The organism is Maridesulfovibrio salinus, assembly GCF_055394525.1.
Genome location: NZ_AP042461.1, coordinates 1,186,989 through 1,207,062 on the forward strand (window position 1 = coordinate 1,186,989; position 20,074 = coordinate 1,207,062).

Consider the following 20,074-nt stretch of genomic DNA (forward strand, 5'->3'; position numbering starts at 1 on the left):
TGATTAATAAAAGCCTCGGCTGCAGCCTGCTTGTTTCAGATATAATCACATAGAGAAATTAACTGACCTGTTCTCTCAGTTCATTTAGGTATACCCGGTATTTTCGGACCAGAGGTTCAAGGGCTTCCGTCATTCCAAGCTTTGATACATCCTGAATTGCCGTTCCTAACCTGCATAGCGGTTCAAGTCCGAAATTGGCGGCGGCACCTTTTAGGCTGTGTCCCAGTCTGCCAACTTCTTCAAGATTACCGGATTCAAGGCCTTTTTCCATCATCTGCAGTTCATCAAACTGGTGGACAACAAAGTGAGGGATCAACTCACGAAGGTCTTCATCGATATTAAATAATTTCTGGTCCGAAAAATTTTCGGAAATCATAGTCTACTCCGTAAGTCTGATGTCTGCCGGGAGTTTTCTTTTCCCGGAAACAGAGGCAATTGCAGAACGGATAGTGTCCCAGCGGACTGGTTTGGCTATAAAACCGTCAAATCCTGCCGCCCGGCAGTCATGACGGTGAGTGTCGAATGCATGGGCTGCCAGTGCAATTATGACAGTGCGGTCTTTTGAATTGCCGTTTTCAAATTCGCGAATTCTGCCGACAGCTTCAATACCTCCCATTACAGGAAGTTCAAGGTCCATGAAGACAAGGTCATAGTCGTTGTCCGAATATAGCTGGACAGCTTTAAGTCCGTCCACAGCGAGGGTTACCTGAGCGCCGGTGTCCGCGATGAAAAGCTCCAGGATGCGCTGGTGATCTTCATTATCCTCAACAAGCAGAATATGCAATTCCTGCCCGGGTCTGTCCTGACTTGGTTGTTCAATTGCCGTGGCAGCTTTAAGACAGCGGATTAGGTCTGCATCGAAGACCGGTTTTATCAGGGTATATTCGGCTCCAAGCATACGGGCATTGCGGCGTTCTTTTTCTGAGCATCCGGCAGAAAACATCATTGCCACAAGACCATTGAGGATATTATCCTGCTGGGCCTTTGACAGAAAATCCACTCCGGTCATATCCGGCATTTCGCTGTCAGCTATGATTATATCATAAGGTTCACCTGTTTCGGCAGCCACTTTGAGATACTCGAGCCCCTCTCCGCCGTCTGAAGCTGCAGAAGCCTTGACTCCGAAGTTCTGCATCCTTCTGCTTAAAACCTCGCGGACAGTTCTGTTGTCGTCGACAAGGAGGACTTTGATCCCGGAAAAGTCGGCAACACTTCTGCCTGTTTCATATGCTGATTTCTTAAAAGGAATGGAAAAATAAAAAACCGTTCCTTTACCGCGCTTACTATCGAACCAGATTTCTCCGTCCATCAGGTCTGCCAGCCTTGAGGCCGCAGCGAGCCCCAGTCCTATTCCACCATATTCCCGTGAAGTGGTGCCGTCTGCCTGCACAAAACTTTCAAAAATGTTTCCTCTCTTTCCTTCGGGGATTCCTATTCCGGTATCTCTTACCGTAAAGAGCAGGCGGTCGAAGTCTGTACCGGATTCTTCAAGGCTCAACCTGACATCAACTTCGCCGCAGGTGGTGAATTTAACCGCGTTGGCAACTATATTCATTAGAATCTGGCGCACCCTCACCGGATCACCCACGACCTGTCCCGGTACATCAGAATCAACATCACAGATGACTTCAATATCTCTGGCATTGGCGGAATGGGCCATGCTTTTGCAAACACTCTGCATATCCCTCGAAGGATCAAACGGAACCGGAACCAGTTCAATCTGGCCGGATTCTATTTGAACAAAGTCCAGAATATCGTTTATTATTTTCAGCAGCAGTTCACCCGATCCTCTGAAAATCTCCACATATCCCATCTGTTCCGGATCAAGCTCGGTTTCAAGTAACAGGTCGCCCATGCCCAGAATTGCGTTCATGGGAGTTCTGATCTCATGGCTGATCATTGCAAGGAATTCACTTTTAAAACGGCTTGATTTTTCAGCTTTATCCTTGGATTTTTCCAGTTCCTTAACAGTAAATGACAGCTGGTCCAGAGTTGCGTTCAGACGTTTTTCAACCTTGTCTCGCTCCAGGACTTCATCGCTTAATTTGCGGTTGGCCATTGTGAGATCTTCAGTCCTGCTGGACACCTTCCCTTCAAGGTCGGCTTGCATTTCAGAGAACTTTCGAGCCAGCATGTTGAGCGAGGAGGCAAGCTCTCCAAGTTCGTCCTTTCTGTCGTTAACATCAAATTCCCCGAAATTACCGGAGGCAATCCCCTTGGCCTGTTTGGAAAGGCGGATCACCGGGGAAACAATAGACCTGCCAAGAAAAAAAGCGGTTATCAGGCTGCCGATAAGAGCTGAGCCCAGAAGAAGCGGGGTTAGGTAGTTAATTACAAATTCCTGACTTTCGAGTTTCTTTTTTTTGAGAACCCCTACTTTTGCATATCCCAGGTATTCCCCGTCCCGGATTATTCTTTTTTCAGCATAAACAATCTGGTTACTGGAGGAATCCTTATTTTCCTTTTCGCATTTGCTGTATATTTCTCCACCTGGATTATATACGGCACAAAAGACCACTTCATCTGAAGAGCAGGCGCTTTTGACCAGTTCCTCCATGCGGTAATTCTGGAATTTGAGAATGGCTTCCCCACTTGAAGAGGCAACTAAGGCAGCAATACTGTCTCCTTGCGATGTCAAGGAATCGTGGATTTCCGACTGCCGGTAATCAGTTATCAGAAAACCGAGCGGAATAAGTATTACAGCCAGAACCAGTAACAGTCCTGAAGCTATTTTGTATCTGATACTAAGAAAATTAAACATTCTTTGCTGCATCCCGTGTTATTTGGCCTTGCAGTCCAGTCGTATTGCCCCTGTTGCCAGCTGTTCTTTCAGCTCAGAAAGCCTGCGCTTAACATCACTTGATATTAAATGTTCTGTATATTTCATTTCTGTGAGTCCGACCCCGTTATTTGAAAGGTCGTATTCCTTTATGCCGGGGGAGAAGCGTCCTTCCAGTACAGACAGCACTTCATTGTAGACTGCCACGTCAAGCCTTTTCATCATACTGGTCAAAACAGTTCCCTTGGCCATGAAATCCTGATCGGAGTCTACTCCCACCACATAATTACCTGTTTTACTGGCAGCCTGAATAACACCATTACCTGAAAGCCCGGCCACAGAATAGATAATATCAACTCCTGATGCGTACATCCCCCGGGCAATCATATTCGCCTGTTTCGGATCTTCGTATCCTTTTGCAGAAACTCCTTTGCGGATGAACTGCACGACAATATCTACATCCCTTCCGGACAATTGTACTCCCTGTCTGAAACCGTCCAGGAAGTCCTTGATGACATGATGCTCGTTGCCCCCGATAAAACCAACTTTACCGGTTTGGGTCTGCCATGCACACAGTGCCCCGACCAGGCAGGACCCCATACATTGTCCGTAGGATATGGAGGAGAGATTTTTGTATCCGTCTATCCGGGCATCATTCATTATGAAGATAACTTCGGGATGGTTACTGATGTATTCTGCTATCTTTTGGTGATTGTTGGAGCTGTTGATTATTACTATAGTCGCGTTGTCTGCAAGGAGTGAGTCTGTTTCTTTCTTGAACTCATCATAGCTGAAACCTCCGTGGCGGACTTCAACTTTGATATCAAATTTACGTTTAAGCCTGTTAAGTCCGGTCACAGTCATCCAGTTGAAAGAATCATCATCTACAATTTTCCCACTGGCAATAAACCCCACCACCGCACTTTCAGCCTGGCTGAGGGAAGGGCAGAGGGTAAATAAAATGATGCCCAATGAGGCAACGATCATTTTCAGATATTTAACATGTGATTCCATAAAGTAGCTTCCCCCGGACTTAAAGGGCCGTAAACTAATCCGCGCTAGCTTCTTCCTGTTCCAGAAGTCCACCCAAATCCGCTCCCAGAACCCTGCCCGGCCATTTGTAAAAACAATATCCGTGCTCATCCACGAATTTGCGTATTTTCTGTTGCCCTCCACGGGCAAAAGGCAGCGATGCGAATCCTATATGTTTTTTGGTTACCTCAGTATCACCGAAAAGATACATTAAGTTGAAAGGTACAGCTTTTTCTGGATGTATCTCGGCGGGAACCACCAGATGCATCGCCTTGGAGTTACTACCCCTGTATACATTGATTTTCCCGGTCAGTACTTTTCTCTCTTCTTCCTCATCCTTGAAAAATGGCTCAATCAGCCGCTGTAGTGTGCCGTCAACCTTGGCTACGGCAAGACCGTAGTTGGTGATAGGCACATGCTGACGGTCACAATCCCTTATGCGTCTCAACATATCAGCCCGGTCAGCCATACAGGCTCCGCAATGGACGACCAGTTTATAGTCGGCAAGATCGATCGGCAGACCGCATCCTGTCTTGGATTCGAAAATGATATTGCGGCCGGTATATCCGGCTATGCGCGCCGGAATCATTTCTTTACCCAGATCTTCGGCTTTGGGGTGGTGAGGGCATGCCTCAACAATTAGTACCTTGTCTCCGTCCTTAAGGCTGTCAATAGCATTGGCTCCCTGTACGAGTTGTTCAAGGTTACCCTTGTGCCGGGCAAAAAGGATGGGAAAAGTTGTCAGTGAAATATCTTCCGGAACCGTATCAAGAACCTTTTTTACTGCCTGAGAGTCGGCAATAACCAGAGCAGGGCGTCTTTTGTGTCCTGAGATGGTCTGGTAGAGCTCTCCTTCCTTAACTATCACCGCTATTCCTCCTGCGTCTAAAATTTCACGCAGAACCTGGGATTTAGGCAGTCCCAGGCGGCCTTTAGGAGATACGGGCTCTTCAGAAACAACGCAGACAACAAAGTCCCCCCGGCCCATCAAATCCCGGGCCAGTACGGGGTCAAGCATGTTCTCTTCAGGAGCAAGGGCCATTATGGACTTTGTCAGCCGGTCGATGCCGCGTCCGTCCACTGTAGAGGTCGCAACAAAACGGATTCCGCGGGAACCGCAGAATTCCATATCAGCAAGGCTGGGACGTCTTATGTCAGCCTTGTTAAAAACCATTACGCAGGGGATTCCTCTTTCAATAAGGAGAGATGTCAGTTCTCTTTCCTCGTCAAGGATGCCCGAATCATCGGTAACGATAACGGCAACATCGACACTGTAAAGAGCATCTCTTATGGCCCGGGCTCTGTCATCTCCCGGCATGTGGGCATCGGTATCGTAAATGGTGACCGGTCCCAGGGGATGTATCTCCGCTCTGGTAAGGGGGTACATTTCATCTTCATGGGCAACAGGGCTGAGCTCATCGTTTTCAATCCCTGAGAGCGCTCGGATAATAGAGGATTTGCCGACGTTGCTTCTGCCGGCAATTGCAATTGCGAGTTTGGAACTGTTCGGTTCAGCACTCATTCTAAAACCTCCGGATCAAAATACAGCGAATCAACATGATCAATTACTAATTTCGCCGAATAATAGCACGTTTGGAGACATCTTTCATCTATATATATTACGTCTGGAAAATCAGCACATATGAGCGAGAATAGATGTCCTGAACAAAAAAAGCGGGACCCTGATTCAGGGACCCGCATTAAGGCTCTATCGATAATGTTTTACAGGATAATTATTTTTTCTGGGTGTTTTTTGCAATTTTTTTCCAGGTGTCGCGTAGTGTTGCAGTACGGTTGAAAACCGGTTTGCCCGGAGCTGAATCAGGGTCTGCGCAGAAATATCCAACGCGCTCAAACTGGCACCGGAATCCCGGTTCAACGTTGGCCAGTGCTGGTTCCACATAACATTTAGGGCGCACTTCAAGGGAATCAGGGTTGATATGATCCTTGAAATCCGAGCCGTCCTTGTTATCCATGGGGTTCTCTTTGGTGAAGAGGTGGTCGTAAAGGCGGACTTCTGCCTGCACTGCATGTTCAACAGACACCCAGTGGATTGTACCTTTTACCTTGCGGCCGTCATTGGACCATCCGCCACGGGTTTCAGGATCGTATGTACAGCGCAGCTCAACGACTTCACCGTTCTCGTCCTTGATTACATCTGTGCAGGTGACATAGTAGGCGGCGCGCAGTCGTACTTCTCGGCCAACTGAAAGCCTGAAGAACTTCTTGGGTGCGTCTTCCATGAAGTCTTCACGTTCGATATAAAGGGTTCTTGAAAACGGAACAGGACGGGTTCCTGCATCAGGATCCTCGGGGTTGTTCTGACACTCAAATTCTTCAACCTGTCCTTCGGGATAGTTTTCGATAACCATCTTGATGGGGTTGATGACACCCATGAATCTTGGGGAATGGGTATTGAGGTCTTCGCGCACGGAAAATTCAAGAAGTGCAAAATCAACCATATTGGCAGCTTTTGCAACGCCGATACGCTCACAGAAATTTCTGATGGATGCCGGAGAGTATCCACGTCTTCTCATGCCGGAAATAGTCGGCATTCTGGGGTCGTCCCAGCCCGCAACATGTCCTTCTTCAACAAGCTGGATCAACCTGCGTTTGCTCATTACCGTATAGCTGAGGTTGAGTCTGGCAAATTCGATCTGCTGAGGACGGTATATCCCGAGATTTTCGAGTACCCAGTCATAGAGCGCCCTGTTGTTTTCAAATTCAAGGGTGCAGATTGAATGGGTGATCTTTTCCAGTGAATCGGAAATGCAGTGGGTGAAATCGTACATGGGATAGATACACCAGTCATCCCCGGTACGGTGGTGGGAAGTCTTTCTGATACGGTAAATTGTAGGATCTCTCAGGATTATGTTGGGAGATGCCATGTCTATTTTGGCTCGGAGTACATGCTCTCCGTCCGCGAATTCCCCGTTTTTCATCTTTTCGAAAAGTTCCAGATTCTCTTCAACGGAACGGTCACGATAAGGGCTGTTCTTACCGGGTTCTTTCAGGTTGCCCCTGTATTCACGGATTTCCTCGGCACTCAAACTGTCCACATAGGCCTTTCCGTCCCGGATGAGTTGAACCGCAAATTCGTAGAGCTTTTCAAAATAATCGGAAGAGTAGTGCATCCGGTCTTCCCAGTCGAAGCCGAGCCAGTGCACATCGCGTTTTATGGATTCAACGTACTCGGTTTCTTCTTTGATCGGGTTGGTATCGTCAAAACGAAGGTTGCATGTCCCGTTGTAGTCTCTGGCAATTCCGAAGTTCAGACAGATTGATTTTGCGTGTCCTATATGGAGGTAACCGTTTGGTTCCGGAGGAAAGCGGGTTGCCACCCGGCCTTCATATTTACCGGTTTCATTATCCTCATCGATAATTGCGGTGATAAAATTTTTCCCAACGCTGGTTTCTTTTTTATTTTCTGACATTTATTTTTATCCTTACTATTGTATTCATTACAGGGACTGAAATTTAACCTGATTTCAATTCTACAGCTTTATTCGATCCATGTGACCTATTTAAGTACGGAAAAATGGTCCCGCGGTCAAACATTGAGCCCGGGTAAGCCACCTCAATTCACCATTAATTCTGATCTTTAGAAATGATGTCTGAAAAATGTAACCTTTCTCAGATAATCTGTTGAAAATTTATTCATTTAAAGTTCAAGACGCACTGGTTAAAGGGTTTGTTCATAATTTCCTTTTCTGCTAAATTGTTGTAAGGATACGGTTAACAATTCGCTAACCAGTTTGTTCTGTCAGGTTGGGGAGTTGATAAGTACCTGTAATTATATACTAGCAGCCAAAGAGTCCAACTGCGAAATATGCTGGATAGCCACAATTTTCTGATACTGAGGCGCTAACATTTTTAAGGAGTCTATATATGAATGTAGAACTGGCTAAACCTTTCATCAAGGCAACATCGGATATCCTGACCATGATGGCGATGATTACCCCTACAGCCGGAAAACCCTTTGTTAAAAAGGGGAACGTTGCCACCGGCGATGTTACAGGAATCGTCGGTTTCACTGGAAATGTGAACGGAAGTGTATCAATTTCATTCGAGAAGGCATGTGCTGCCCAGATAGTCAAAAACATGCTCGGGGACGATATTCAGGATATTGTTCAGGATGTCAAAGACGCAGTGGGCGAAATTACCAATATGGTTTCCGGTCAGGCCAGAGCCGGGCTTACAGAGATGGGCTATAAGCTTCAGGGATCAACTCCCACAGTTATTATGGGTGATAATCATACAATAGCACATGTTACAGCCGGCCCCGTAATGGCCATTCCCTTTAAGACCGACCATGGTGGATTCACTATTGAATTCGGTTTTGATTAAAATAAGTAATTATTTTTCGGAAGCAAAATGCTTTCTTTAAGATTGATAGAAGTCCTCGCCTTATGACGAGGACTTTTTTATTTTCTTGTTGCTGCCGCTTATATTCATACTTTTATGTGTGATGGCGGTTGAGAACTGCAATTCTGAGTAATGCGTCATGCAGAGTTTATATCAGTCCCAGATTTGAGGCATGCCCTTTGAGTATTTCCGCAGATTGGTGAAGAGTCCTGTATTCCTCACTGTCCAAAAGCGACTCCAGCACTGCTTCAATCCCGTTCTCCCCTATAATACAAGGCATGGCGAGGGATACGTCCGGCAGGTCGTGCAATCCTTCAACTGCTGTGGATACTGTGAGCACGCTTTTTTCATCTTTGATTATGGCTTCAACTATTCTGCAGAGGGCTACGCCGATTGCATTGGAAGTCGCTCCTTTGCGGTCGATAACTTCGTAAGCCGCTCGGCGGACTTGATTCATTATTTCTTCTTTTATTTTTGAATCAAAAGGGACCTTCCGCTGTGCGAAAAAATTAGCCAGGGGCACGCATGAAATGTTTGCCTGACTCCATACCGCCAACTCGGAATCTCCATGTTCGCCAATAACATGGGCATGGACGCTGCGGACATCAACGTCCAGTTTCTGGGCCAGAATCTGTCGAAGTCTCGAACTGTCCAGAACCGTCCCTGAACCAATAATTTTGTTTTTGGGAAGACCGCTTTTTTTCAGCAGGTCCAGAGTCAGCACATCTACAGGATTGGAAGCTACTATTATTATCGGTTCGCCACCGTACTTCAGGATATTTTCAGCTATACCGGTCACAATATCAGCGTTTATCTTGAGAAGATCCAGGCGTGATTGTCCCGGTTTCTGGTTGGCTCCCGCAGTGATTACAACTATGTCTGCACCTGCGCAGTCCTCATAGTTGCCCGAGGTTATTTCCATGGGCCCAATTAAAGGCAGACCATGGCGCAGGTCCATTGCCTCCCCTTCCGCGCGGTCTCTGTCAAGGTCCACGAGTACAAGTTCATTTACCAGTCTTTTGATTGTCAGGGCGTAGGCAAAGGCCGCTCCAACCATTCCTGTCCCGATGAGGGCCAGTTTTGTCCTTCTGGTGTTCATTGTTGAGCCTCCTGTGTCGTTATGTGAAAAAAATATAAGATCATTTTTTCAGTTATGAATATTCCATAGCGTAAATCAAAGAAGAAAGCAGTCGAAAAATGAATAAATAGAAATCAACCTTACCACCATAGTGGTTGACCTTAAAAGATTAATCCCTTTATCTGGATGTGGCTAAATCAGTATTTTGACGAGTCTGAGAATGTTCTGAACTGAAACCAAGCAAAAAACAGGGCTTATTCTGAATGCTCAGTAATAATAACTTCAGAATCTTATGGATAAAACTGGGATATATGTCCTGTAAATAGGGGGAGCAATATAAAAAGCGGCAGAGTTTTTTTCAGGGAGAGGGTGTGGATTAGAAAGGATGCCTCTTATGGTTAGCGGCATCCTCTCCTACTTGATTCTAGGCTTTTTTGACTATGGAAGTCTTGAGATACATGGCTCCGAATCCGGGAATCTTACATGAGATGTCATGAACTCCGTCTTCGGGTTCAATCAGCCTGATGTTTTTTACTTTGGTCCCTTTCTTAATGGAAGAAGAGGCTCCCTTCACTTTAAGATCCTGAGTAACAATGACGGTATCGCCATCCTCGAGAACGGCGCCATTGGCGTCTTTATAAACTTTTTCCGCCACGTCTTCGGCATGAAATTCATGGCCGCACTCGGGACAGATAAGGGAGCTTCCGTCAGAGTATACATATTCAGAATTACATTGCGGGCAGTTAGGTAAATTTTCCATTATGATCCAACTTGTTATACTTGTTTTTCCCTCTGCTTGCAGGGATTTTCACTGAAAAGTGTGATTTTTCCTTCGAACTGGACTGTTCTGTATCAGATTATGTCCGGACAGTAAAAGGCATGATTGTTACCTGTTTCTATAATTGAAACTGCGGTATAACAGGAATTTACTGAGTTCGGATGACCGCTTTTTGAGTTGAGGGCAAGCATGACCAAAACATATTCATGACCAAACAAAATCAGAAGCTTAGACTGATACCTACGCCTACTTCGCGACCTTTTTTCTTGGCCGGCAGTCTTTGCTTGTTATCCATGGAGTAGTCTTCTCGGCCGGATATGAATCCTGCACTGACATCATCTGACAACTTAACATCATCATAGGGTTTGGAGAGCATATCGATGCGGCTCTGAGTGGTTATTTCCCCGGAAGAGGGGTTGTTGTTTATAACCAGATCATTCCCCACTTGAAGTTCACCAGCATGGGTTAACCCTGCCGGGATGGTTAAAATTGCGATCAAAGTTAATATCTTAATTATGTAGTTCATGCCGTTGTCCTGAGAGGGGGGCTTGCTTTTGGCAGGTTGTCTTAATAGTTTAATTAACGTTAACATGGCGCTGCATTGCTTGAAATTATATATTGAAGGCTATCCGGCCAGAATTTATTGAATCTTATTCTGTAATTTTAATTCCAAGTGAGGATTAGTCAACCTCATAAACATTGGTTTTGGAAACATCAGCTATTTGGTAATATTTTGAAGCGGGTGTGGAAGTGTGAATCTAAGGGCACTGTTCCGGAAAATGTAGACTTCGTCTGCCTGAGACTGGATAGGTTGAATTCCGCCCGGAAATGATGGTCACTCGGACATTTATCAAGATGGACAGGCAGCTTGTCATGATAGTGCTTTTATTAATATATTCTCCAGCTCAAGTCCTCTAAAGATATCTCTCCATAATGTGTTTGGCCAGTCTTTCCGATGACTTGCCGTCGCAGTGAGTAAATGAAAGTTCTTTTAATCTTCTACGTTTTTCAGAGTAGGTATCTTCTTTTTTGACCACAATAGTTTCAAAAGCAGAGTATAAATCATTTTCGTTTGTGACTGTCTTTCCCGGTGTCATTTCTTCAAAGTCAAAAAGGAGTTCCCGGTTTTTGCTGATGTAATCTTCAAGGTCGTAGGCATAAAAGATGATTGGCCGGTCCAGAAGCAGGAAGTCAAAGTATATTGAAGAGTAGTCCGTCAAAAGGGCATCGCAGAGATTAAGCAGGGGATAGGCGTCGCTTTTTGGATCCATCAGGACAATATTGGGAGGCATTTCCACACTTCCTATGCTCAGGTAAGGGTGGAACTTGCATACAAAAAGGATTCCATTCTGCTGACAGAATCGTGAAAGCCGACCAAGGTCAATAGCTCCATCTTCAAATGGGCCGCCGCCGGTATCTCTGAAAGTCGGCATGAAGAAGATTACCTTGCCCCCGCTTTTGCGGAATTTTACCATCTCCATATATAGTTCGCTGTCTGCATTGATCATGTCATATTTCCCCGGGCGACGCAGCAAAACATCGTTACGCGGGTATCCTGATTCAACAAATTCATTGGCTTTGAAAGCTTTTCCGAAAGCGTGTTCAGTGAAATATGGTGAAGTTGATACAACAGTGTTGTATCCGGAGTAGGCGAAAGTCAGGTGTTCGGCTTTAGCAGGATTCATGTTAACTGTTGATTTTATTTCAGGAAACCCGATTGCTTTCAATGGAATCCCGTGCCAGAGTTGGATCGATACCGCTTCAGAAAGTATAGCCCACAACTGCTCATTGGTTTTCCAGCTGAAGTCATCACTTATTACGAGCGAAGCCTTCGCCAGCAGAGATAAAGCTTCAGGGTCGTTTAGCCATAACGCCGGGAGGTTTTGCTGTCTCAGTTTGTCGACTTCCTTTTTATCGAATGAGACAAAAAAACAATTCATTTCAGGGCGATTTTGAACACAATATATATAAAAATATTTTACATTGTCGATAAAGTATCCGCCGGCTCTACCGAAGAACAGGGAAAGGTTCTTTTGTTTTGGAGTTGAAGCCGAGAATTCGCGTAATTTTTGTAGTTCGTCTTTTGGCATATTTTTCCCATCTTGATAGCGGCTTGATAGATTGTGTAGCGCTTACTGCTCCGATGATACTGAAATTAAACTTTAAATACAATTGGTAGTTTTCTGATCTGTAGCTTGACGATGTCGTTTTTTGTTTGAATATAAGGTTAGGTCTCTGGGGGCGGCTTTCCCGTGCCCATCATCGTTCTACCGGCTTTATGAATGCCAGACTGAGTGGATTCAATGGCAACTCGGTAGGGAATGATGTGAAGTGTTATTACAGGGTCTGGATTCATATGACGAGATAAGATCCTGGCAGCAAGAGCGTAATCGCAGATTTTTTTAATAGTATAATGTTTAATTCCTCTTTCTTGTGTCCGATGCACCAAAAAGAAAAAGGACCTTAATCTAAACGATTAAGATCCTTTTCGGAAAAGTGGCGGAGCCGAAGGGACTCGAACCCTCGGCCTCCGGCGTGACAGGCCGGCGTTATAACCAGCTTAACTACGGCTCCGCATATATATGATAAGCACGTTATACAGTGCTTTTTGACTTAGTGGTAGGCGGAACAGGGCTCGAACCTGTGACCCTCGGCTTGTAAGGCCGATGCTCTCCCAACTGAGCTATCCGCCCACTTATAGTCTTGCGGCAACTTGTTGTAAGCCCCTTGAATGTCTGTCACCATTCGGTGTTGCTCACTGCCACGAGGAGGGATACTGCCGATGTAGACCTCTTTTGTCAAACGGTTTTTTGAATATTTTTAAAATAAATTCTAAGTGTCTGACTTTTTATGCTTTTTGTGTGCAATTTCAGCGAATCTACTCATGCTTTCTATGGGTTTTTCATTCTGGAAGATATTTCGGCCTATGCAGCAGCCTCTGCAGCCTGAGTTCAGCCCCTGAAGAGTGTTGTTGAGGGCTCCTTCCATACTCTGGCCGAGCGGGCCTCCGGTTACAAGGACCGGTATCGGGCTGGCATTAACCGCTTTTTCGAAGGCATCGCCGTTGTTTGGGTATGGTACAGCAACGATATCTGGTCCGAGCTCTGCCCCGATGCGAATGCAGTGAGCGACCAGCGCGGAATCATGTTCATTAATGATCTGGCTGCCTCTGGCAAAGACAGTTGCCAGAACCGGGATACCAGACTGGTGTGCTTCATCTGTTATCTCGCCAAGGTCCACAAGCATCCTGTCTTCCAGTTCATTGCCGATGTTGACGTGCACGGAGACGGCGTCCGCTCCAAGGCGCAGCGCCTCCTGAATTGAACAGACAATGTTTTTGTTATAGGTCGGGGAACCATGCTTGGTCCCCGCATTGAGCTGAATAATAAGATTTACATCGGTCGGAACAAGTTCCCCGTAGTGCCTGGCCAGACCTTTATTTAGGATTACCCCCTGAACTCCTGATGCAGGCAGGGCCTGCAGGATGGAGGGGATTGCTCCCAGTCCGTCAATCATTCCATCGTTGGCCCCATGATCCAGAGCCAGAATCAAAGTATTTCCACTTTCTTTATCAAAAAGCCGCTTCATGCGGCGTGTAGTTCCATTCATTTTAATTATCCTTAACTATTTTTCGGTCCAGATATAACGGCTGCCTTTTTTGCCGGTAAATCCCAGAAGCATGTCTTTATAATAGAGTCCCACTGGCCCTTTCCCTTTTGCTGGGCCCGGTAAACTCTGGCCGGAAAGCAGATTGGCAAGGTCTTCAGCCTTTTCGATCACAAGAGCCGAGGAGTCCGGGTTTTCGGGGAGCATGCATCTTCCGTATGGATCAGGCCGGAAACGGTTTCTGTTAAGTTTGCCAATTGAGAACCCCTGCCAGCGGAGTTCTGCGGGTAATATTTCCAGTGCGTGGCGGTTCATAAACATGGCCTTATCCCTGAATTCATATATATCGCCGTCAGGAAGAGCTCCGAGGTCAACTGCTGCAGGTATCTCGGTCTTTTTTATGTTCAGTTTTTTACCGGGGGGATTGCAGGTTCCGGGAACGTATGTTTCGGCTTCTCCGGGCTTCCTCAATCCGCACATATAAAAACCCTGTCCGCCGCCGGAACCGTCAACCCTGAGAACTCCGCCCATATCCGGCAGCAGCGGGTCGGCTATTTTGAATCCTTCCGGTCGAGGCAGGTCGTATATTTCAAAACCCAGCTCATCTTTTGCGAACCGGGTCTGTTCTTCGTTTTCCTGAATATTGGTGGTGCAGGTCGAGTAGACAAGTCTTCCTCCGGGAGCAAGCAACTTATATGCCTTGCGTAGCAGTTGTCTTTGAAGTTTAACCAGAGGGAGTGTCTTTTCATCCTTCCAAAGATCCATTGCTTTTGGATTTTTATTTAGTGTCCCCCAGCCGCTGCATGGCGGGTCCAGTTGGATGATCTCCCAACTCTCAGGGGGGAGGGGCAGTTTCTGGGATTCATAGTGGACCGTAGCGGTATTCACGGACTGGTTTTTTCTGAGAGTCTGGCGGAGCAGGGAGAGTCTGTCGCTGGAAGGCTCACTTGCCAAAACAAATCCCTCTTTACCCACCATTCTCGAAAGGAGGCCGGTTTTGCTGCCGGGAGCTGCGCACATATCCAATACAACATTCCCTCTTTGTGGGGAAAGCATAAGCGGGGGCAGCATTGATGAACGGTCCTGAATGTAGATCCGCCCGAATCTGGCGGCGATGGATTCTCCAAGAGGAAATGGTTCTTTCTCAAGAACGCGGGCCATGGAGTAAAATGGTTCAGGGCTGAATTCAAAACCCTGTGCCCTCAGAAGCTCTTCCACTGCGGGGGTATTATTTTCAGAGCAGACGAGTCTGAAAGTGCGTGAGTCATTTTTCATAATATTGTACACCCCACATGCTTATTCGAGAGGTAGGTCAAAGCCCGGGGGTGTGTAAAAGGCAGATTTATTATTATACTATCCTGAAATGTAAAATAAAGTTGTTTTAAATCATAAGTCTCGAAGCTTTGTGTCTTCAAAACCACAAGTCAGACGAATAAATCAGGCTGATTCTTTTGACAAGTGACAGTATACTGCTATCCATGTTGGGCTTTACGTCCTGCTACATAAGCTGCTACAAGCGGATTTACCATATTTCTGAGAAATGTTTGATTGAGAGTGATCGGCCAAAGAGGTCCGCATCTCGATTACTGTGAGCAATTCACTGTAAACACTGATTATATATGTTCCCAAGTTATATTTATCCGGAGGATTTCGTTTATGTCGTTTCGACGTTTGACAGCTTTTTTTATGGTTGTCCTTTCTGTTTTCGCTGCAACAGCTTCCTTTGCTGCTGAAGCCCGTACTTACGCGGTCTATCCTTTCGAGGTCAACGGACCTGATCAGTATAAGTATCTTAGTCGCGGTATCCAGACCATGCTTATCTCACGGCTTAACTGGACCGGGCATTTCGAGCCTGTAGCCGGAGCAAGGGATCTCAAGCTGGCTGACAGGCCAAAGACTAAAGTCGAAGAGATCAAAAGTGCTCAACGTCTGGGTACAGACTACATGGCATTGGGGTCTATAACCATTCTCGGAAAAGAAGCTTCCATTGACCTGCGCATGATCGACAAGGACGGTAAGTCCTGGCCGCAGAGCACCAAGACTACTATTTCCGGACTTATTCCTGCCCTTGATGATATGGCCAAGGAAATCAAGGGAAAGCTTTTCGAGAAGCCGGGAAGCAAGAAAAAGACTGCTGAAGAGAAGGCTAGAGAAGACTCCCGCCCTGAAAGCCCCGTTAACCCTGAGTTCATTAGTGCAACAAGTGCCGGCAAGGTTCTTGAAAGCAAGATCAACCCTCAGTTCAGATATCAGGGTGGAACCGAAACTCCCGGACGCTGGCGCAGTCAGAGCGTTAAAGTGGTAAACCGGGGCGGGTTTGTTGCTGATGTTACCGGAGACGGCAAAAATGATATTGTTATCCTGTCTGATGAGGATGTAAAAGTATTTAAAATCAATCAGCAGAGACTGATTGAGGATTTTTCATATAAATACTCTCACCGCGCGGAGGGGCTGAGAATTTTCCCTATTGATGTGGATAAGGATGGTGTCTCGGAAGTTGTTCTCACTACAACGATTGAAAAAATGCCTTATTCTTATATCATTTCCTTCAAAGGAAAGTCTCCCAAGGTGCTGCTTGACCGCGACCGCAACTTCCTTTCGGTTGTGAGGATTCCGCCGAACTTTACTGAGACGATCATCGGCCAGCGTTATGATTCCAGCCGGACCTTGTATTCCAAGGATCTGATGGAATACATCTTTTCAGACGGAAGGCTTGTTCCTGTAAAGAAAATGACAGTTCCGCCATTTACCAACGTATATAACCTGACTTATCTGCCTCTGGGCGGAGATGATTACAAGATTCTTGTCATCAACAAATATGGCCGGATAAACATGTTTGATAAAAACCTTACCCCTCTCTATGAAAGTCAGGATACCTACAACTCTGTAGATGTTAAGGTTGAAGTTTCAGCCAAGATCAGGGGAATGGGCAGTGAAAACCAGCGTGAAAAGATGGAGAACTACTACTATCTCCCCATGCCGGTTACTGTGGCCACCATAACCGACCCCACCAAAAAAGAGGTTCTGCTGAACAAGGACCTTACCGTTGCAGGGCGTGTGTTTTCTAACTATAAGAGCTTCTCCAACGGAGAAATCCATTCCGAATACTGGGATGGCGTAGGCCTCAGTCTGGCCTGGAAAACCCGTCGAATCAAAGGAAGTGTAACCTCTTACGGTATCGCCGATATTGATAATGACGGCGATGATGAACTGTACTGCATACTCAATACCTACCCGGGTTCTCTGGGGGTTCAGTACAGAAAGACTCTTGTTATCGCCTACGAGCTCAATCTCGGTCAAAAATAGTGTTTACAAGGGCCTCCCGGCTTGCCCGGGAGGCCCTGCTTTTATATATACTTATCACAGGCGGTTCCTGTTCTGGAGCCGTTGCAGATGCACATCCAAAAGTAAGTCCTTACAGGGAGGGAACCATGATCAGAACCGGAAAAATAACCGGCATAATTGCCGCGCTGGCAGTCTGTGCTTCCATGTTATTAGCCGCAATTCCAGCCGAGTCTGCTGAAGTAAGCCTTAGCTATGCAAATTTTCCACCGGCCAAAACTTTTCCTTGTGTCCAGATGGAACGCTGGAAAACGGAAGTAGAAAAAAGAACCGGCGGCAAAGTTATGGTCCAGACCTATCCCGGGTCCACACTGCTCGGAGCAAAAAACACCCTGCGTGGTGTAATGCAGGGGCAGGCAGATATCGGTTGTATCAGTCTGGCTTATCATCCCGGTGTTTTCCCTCTTTGTTCTGTTTTTGAACTTCCACTTGGATTCACGACCTCGACTTCAGCCAGTCTTGCTCTCTGGGATCTTTATGAAAAATACCAGCCCAAGGAATTCAAACGGTTCAAGGTTCTGACTATGTTCACTTCCGCTCCTTCAAACCTGATGACCAAAACTCCGGTCAGGTCTCTTGAAGATCTGAAGGGAATGGAGCTTCGTGCTTCGGGTATTTTGTCCAAGATTCTTGAATCCCTCGGTGCAACTCCGGTTTCCATGCCCATGTCAGCAACTCCTGAGGCCCTGCAGAAGGGCGTGGTAAAAGGACTTTTCTCGTCTTTTGATGTACTTAAAGATCTCAACTTTGCTGAAATATGCCGTTACGAAACTGTCACCAACACAGCTGTTTACCCCTTTGCGGTAATAATGAATCTAAATTCATGGAATGCTCTTCCTGATGATGTAAAGAAGGTATTCAACGACTTAAGTCGTGAACAGGCTGAGTGGACCGGAAACTACATGGATCAGCATGTGGCGGATTCTCTGGAATGGTCCAAGAAGAAATACGGCATTGAAATTATCGAGATGTCTGATGCTGATATGGACGCAGTCAAGGAAAAGACCAAGCCTCTTATTGAAAATTGGAAAAGCAAAGCCGATTCCAAGGGAATTGATGGAGCGGCGGTTCTTTCCGATGTTCAGGCATCACGTGATAAGTATGAAGCTAAGTAGGCGAAACCATAATACTCAAGAATTCAAATCTCCCCACCGTCAGGCGGCGGGGAGATTTTCATTAAAGAAATGCTAAATATTCTCGAAAAAACAGCAGTCTGGATATGCCGTATCCTCGCAGGCGTGGCAGGGACGGCCCTTACTGTTATGATTGTTCTGGCTTGTGCCAATATGTTTTTACGGGCTGTCTATGTGCCGGTTAAAGGTACGTTTGAACTGATGGGATTTCTCGGAGCTGTTACCGCAGGTTTTTCTCTGGGATTCTCGCAACTGCACCGCAGCCATATAGCCGTGGGGCTTCTGTTCAGAAAGTTTCCCGCACCTGTTCAGAAAATTCTGGACATCATATCCGGCGTGGCTTCGTGTGTGTTCTTCGTATTCTGCGCTAATGAAACCTATAAGTGGGGGCTGTTTCTGTTTGATCTGGGAGAGGTCTCCGAAACATTGGGGATTAAATTTTATCCCTTTGTGTTTGCAGTCGCTTTCGGCTGTGCGGCCATGTCTTTTGTCCTGCTGCTGGATGTTGTCAGAACCCTTCGCGGTCAGGAGCCGCTCAAGCCCGTTTAAGGCGGATTAGTAAATATCATGGAACCAATTACTATAGGCATTGCAGGTATTCTTTGCCTGCTGCTGGTTATTCTTCTTTTGCGTATTCCTGTGGGGTTTGCCATGGGTATCATCGGCTTTATCGGTTTTGCCAAGGTCCTCAATTTAAAGGCCGCCTACGGAATGCTCGGGACTGAAGTCTGGAACGTGTTTTCTTCCTACGGCCTCACAGTCATCCCTCTGTTTATCCTTATGGGGCAGATATGTTTCTATTCTGGAGTAAACGAGCGGCTTTATAAGTCAGCTTATGCCTGGATGGGACATATCAGGGGCGGTATCGCCATGGCTACAGTAATGGCCTGTGCCGGATTTGCCGCTATCTGCGGTTCCAACACAGCCACAGCTGCGACGATGTCTACGGTGGCCCTGCCCGAGATGAAAAAATTCAATTACAATCCGATCCTCAGCACGGGATCGGTGGCGGCGGGAGCAACTCTCGGTGTAGTTATTCCACCCAGTGTGGTGCTGATAATTATCGGCCTGCAGACAGGCGAGTCCATTGGCAGGCTGTTTATGGGCGGAGTTGTTCCGGGTATTCTTCTTTGTGCTCTGTTTCTGCTGACCGTTTATCTCATGTGTGTGAAGCATCCGGACTGGGGTCCTGCCGGCCCCGAGGTCTCCTTCAAGGAAAAGCTGGCCTCGCTGCCCGGTTCCATTGAGATGGTCATCCTGTTCATTCTGGTTATGGGAGGACTGTTCGCCGGATGGTTCACTCCTACTGAAGCAGGTGCTGCCGGATCGGCATTTGCTCTTTTGATCAGTCTGTTTTCTCGTAAGATGACTTTTAAAAAATTCACTGCTGCGGTGGTTGATACTCTCAAGGTTTCCTGCATGATCATGATGGTTATGCTTGGAGCTGTAATTTTCGGGCGTTTTCTTGCTGTCACACGTATTCCTTTTGAGGCTGCAAGTTTTGTTGCGGCTCTTCCCATACCGCCAACTGTGATCATTCTTCTTATTTGCGTGATTTATATTATTGGCGGAATGGTTATGGATGCTCTTGCGCTTCTGTTGATCACCATCCCCATTTTCTTCCCCATTGTAACAGCAATGGGCTATGATCCGGTATGGTTCGGAGTTGTTATCACTATTGTGACCACCATGGGGGCAATTACCCCGCCGGTTGGCGTGACCACGTTTATAGTTGCTTCTATGGCTGAAGATGTTGCAATTGACAGGGTATTTCTCGGTGTGAGTTATTTTATGGTTGCCTACGCCGCTCTGGTTGCCCTTATGCTGATGTTTCCGGCAACAGTTACTTTCCTGCCCGGACTATTATGATAGTCCGGTAAAATCTGATTGAGAGTTGTGTTGAGCCACTCGACTTGGACTACAAAGTAGATCGCCTGTTCTCTCTTATTAAACTTAAGTCC

The 20,074-nt window shown here is 46.4% G+C and carries 16 protein-coding genes and 2 tRNA genes; 5 read left to right on the top strand and 13 right to left on the bottom strand.

Features of this window, described 5'->3' with window-relative positions:
• Positions 1–58: 58 nt before the first annotated feature.
• The 5 genes from ACZ5PW_RS05250 to ACZ5PW_RS05270 all read right to left on the bottom strand — a co-directional run bounded on the left by ACZ5PW_RS05250 (position 59) and on the right by ACZ5PW_RS05270 (position 7,245).
• Positions 59–376, bottom strand: a complete 318-nt coding sequence (locus ACZ5PW_RS05250) for an Hpt domain-containing protein (RefSeq protein WP_464558634.1) — start codon at positions 374–376, stop codon at positions 59–61.
• 3 nt (positions 377–379) lie between these two features.
• Positions 380–2,761: a response regulator gene (locus ACZ5PW_RS05255; RefSeq protein ID WP_464558636.1), complete on the bottom strand. Its 2,382-nt coding sequence runs from the start codon at positions 2,759–2,761 to the stop codon at positions 380–382.
• 18 nt (positions 2,762–2,779) lie between these two features.
• Positions 2,780–3,793: a BMP family lipoprotein gene (locus ACZ5PW_RS05260; protein WP_464558638.1), complete on the bottom strand. Its 1,014-nt coding sequence runs from the start codon at positions 3,791–3,793 to the stop codon at positions 2,780–2,782.
• A gap of 34 nt (positions 3,794–3,827) precedes the next feature.
• The gene (gene hydF, locus ACZ5PW_RS05265) at positions 3,828–5,333 is read right to left on the bottom strand and encodes a [FeFe] hydrogenase H-cluster maturation GTPase HydF (RefSeq protein ID WP_464558640.1); all 1,506 of its coding nucleotides are present in this window, start codon (positions 5,331–5,333) and stop codon (positions 3,828–3,830) included.
• Positions 5,334–5,544: 211 nt separating this feature from the next.
• Positions 5,545–7,245, bottom strand: coding sequence for a glutamine--tRNA ligase/YqeY domain fusion protein (locus ACZ5PW_RS05270; protein ID WP_464558642.1), 1,701 nt, complete (start codon positions 7,243–7,245; stop codon positions 5,545–5,547).
• 454 nt (positions 7,246–7,699) lie between these two features.
• Here ACZ5PW_RS05270 and ACZ5PW_RS05275 point away from each other — a divergent pair, with 454 nt between their 5' ends.
• A complete protein-coding gene (locus ACZ5PW_RS05275) occupies positions 7,700–8,158 on the top strand; it encodes a chemotaxis protein CheX (RefSeq protein ID WP_464558644.1) in 459 nt (152 codons plus the stop codon).
• Positions 8,159–8,324: 166 nt separating this feature from the next.
• Here ACZ5PW_RS05275 and ACZ5PW_RS05280 read toward each other — a convergent pair whose 3' ends face one another.
• The 8 genes from ACZ5PW_RS05280 to ACZ5PW_RS05315 form a co-directional block, all read right to left on the bottom strand.
• Positions 8,325–9,275: an L-lactate dehydrogenase gene (locus ACZ5PW_RS05280; RefSeq protein ID WP_464558646.1), complete on the bottom strand. Its 951-nt coding sequence runs from the start codon at positions 9,273–9,275 to the stop codon at positions 8,325–8,327.
• A 403-nt stretch (positions 9,276–9,678) separates the two neighbouring features.
• Complete coding sequence (locus ACZ5PW_RS05285) at positions 9,679–10,014, bottom strand: zinc ribbon domain-containing protein YjdM (protein ID WP_464558648.1); 336 nt, start codon at positions 10,012–10,014, stop codon at positions 9,679–9,681.
• Positions 10,015–10,252: 238 nt separating this feature from the next.
• Positions 10,253–10,558 carry a hypothetical protein gene (locus ACZ5PW_RS05290; protein ID WP_464558650.1) on the bottom strand — a complete coding sequence of 102 codons (306 nt, stop codon included), beginning with the start codon at positions 10,556–10,558 and terminating at the stop codon, positions 10,253–10,255.
• Between the two features lie 388 nt (positions 10,559–10,946).
• Positions 10,947–12,122, bottom strand: coding sequence for a CDP-glycerol glycerophosphotransferase family protein (locus ACZ5PW_RS05295; protein WP_464558652.1), 1,176 nt, complete (start codon positions 12,120–12,122; stop codon positions 10,947–10,949).
• Positions 12,123–12,529: 407 nt separating this feature from the next.
• Positions 12,530–12,606 (bottom strand) — tRNA-Asp (locus ACZ5PW_RS05300).
• 43 nt (positions 12,607–12,649) lie between these two features.
• Positions 12,650–12,725, bottom strand: a tRNA-Val gene (locus tag ACZ5PW_RS05305).
• Positions 12,726–12,864: 139 nt separating this feature from the next.
• The gene (locus tag ACZ5PW_RS05310; RefSeq protein ID WP_464558654.1) at positions 12,865–13,641 is read right to left on the bottom strand and encodes a class I fructose-bisphosphate aldolase; all 777 of its coding nucleotides are present in this window, start codon (positions 13,639–13,641) and stop codon (positions 12,865–12,867) included.
• Positions 13,642–13,656: 15 nt separating this feature from the next.
• Complete coding sequence (locus tag ACZ5PW_RS05315; protein ID WP_464558656.1) at positions 13,657–14,913, bottom strand: RsmB/NOP family class I SAM-dependent RNA methyltransferase; 1,257 nt, start codon at positions 14,911–14,913, stop codon at positions 13,657–13,659.
• A gap of 381 nt (positions 14,914–15,294) precedes the next feature.
• On the opposite strand from ACZ5PW_RS05315, the gene ACZ5PW_RS05320 reads away from it, so the two are divergent.
• From ACZ5PW_RS05320 to ACZ5PW_RS05335, 4 genes are all read left to right on the top strand, one after another.
• Positions 15,295–16,944, top strand: a complete 1,650-nt coding sequence (locus ACZ5PW_RS05320) for an FG-GAP-like repeat-containing protein (RefSeq protein ID WP_464558658.1) — start codon at positions 15,295–15,297, stop codon at positions 16,942–16,944.
• 125 nt (positions 16,945–17,069) lie between these two features.
• Positions 17,070–18,095 (top strand): TRAP transporter substrate-binding protein, encoded by a 1,026-nt coding sequence (locus ACZ5PW_RS05325; protein WP_464558660.1) that lies wholly within the window; start codon positions 17,070–17,072, stop codon positions 18,093–18,095.
• 69 nt (positions 18,096–18,164) lie between these two features.
• Entirely contained in the window at positions 18,165–18,662 is a 498-nt protein-coding gene (locus ACZ5PW_RS05330) for a TRAP transporter small permease (RefSeq protein WP_464558662.1), read from the top strand.
• A gap of 18 nt (positions 18,663–18,680) precedes the next feature.
• Positions 18,681–19,982, top strand: a complete 1,302-nt coding sequence (locus ACZ5PW_RS05335) for a TRAP transporter large permease (protein ID WP_464558664.1) — start codon at positions 18,681–18,683, stop codon at positions 19,980–19,982.
• Positions 19,983–20,074 lie beyond the last annotated feature (92 nt).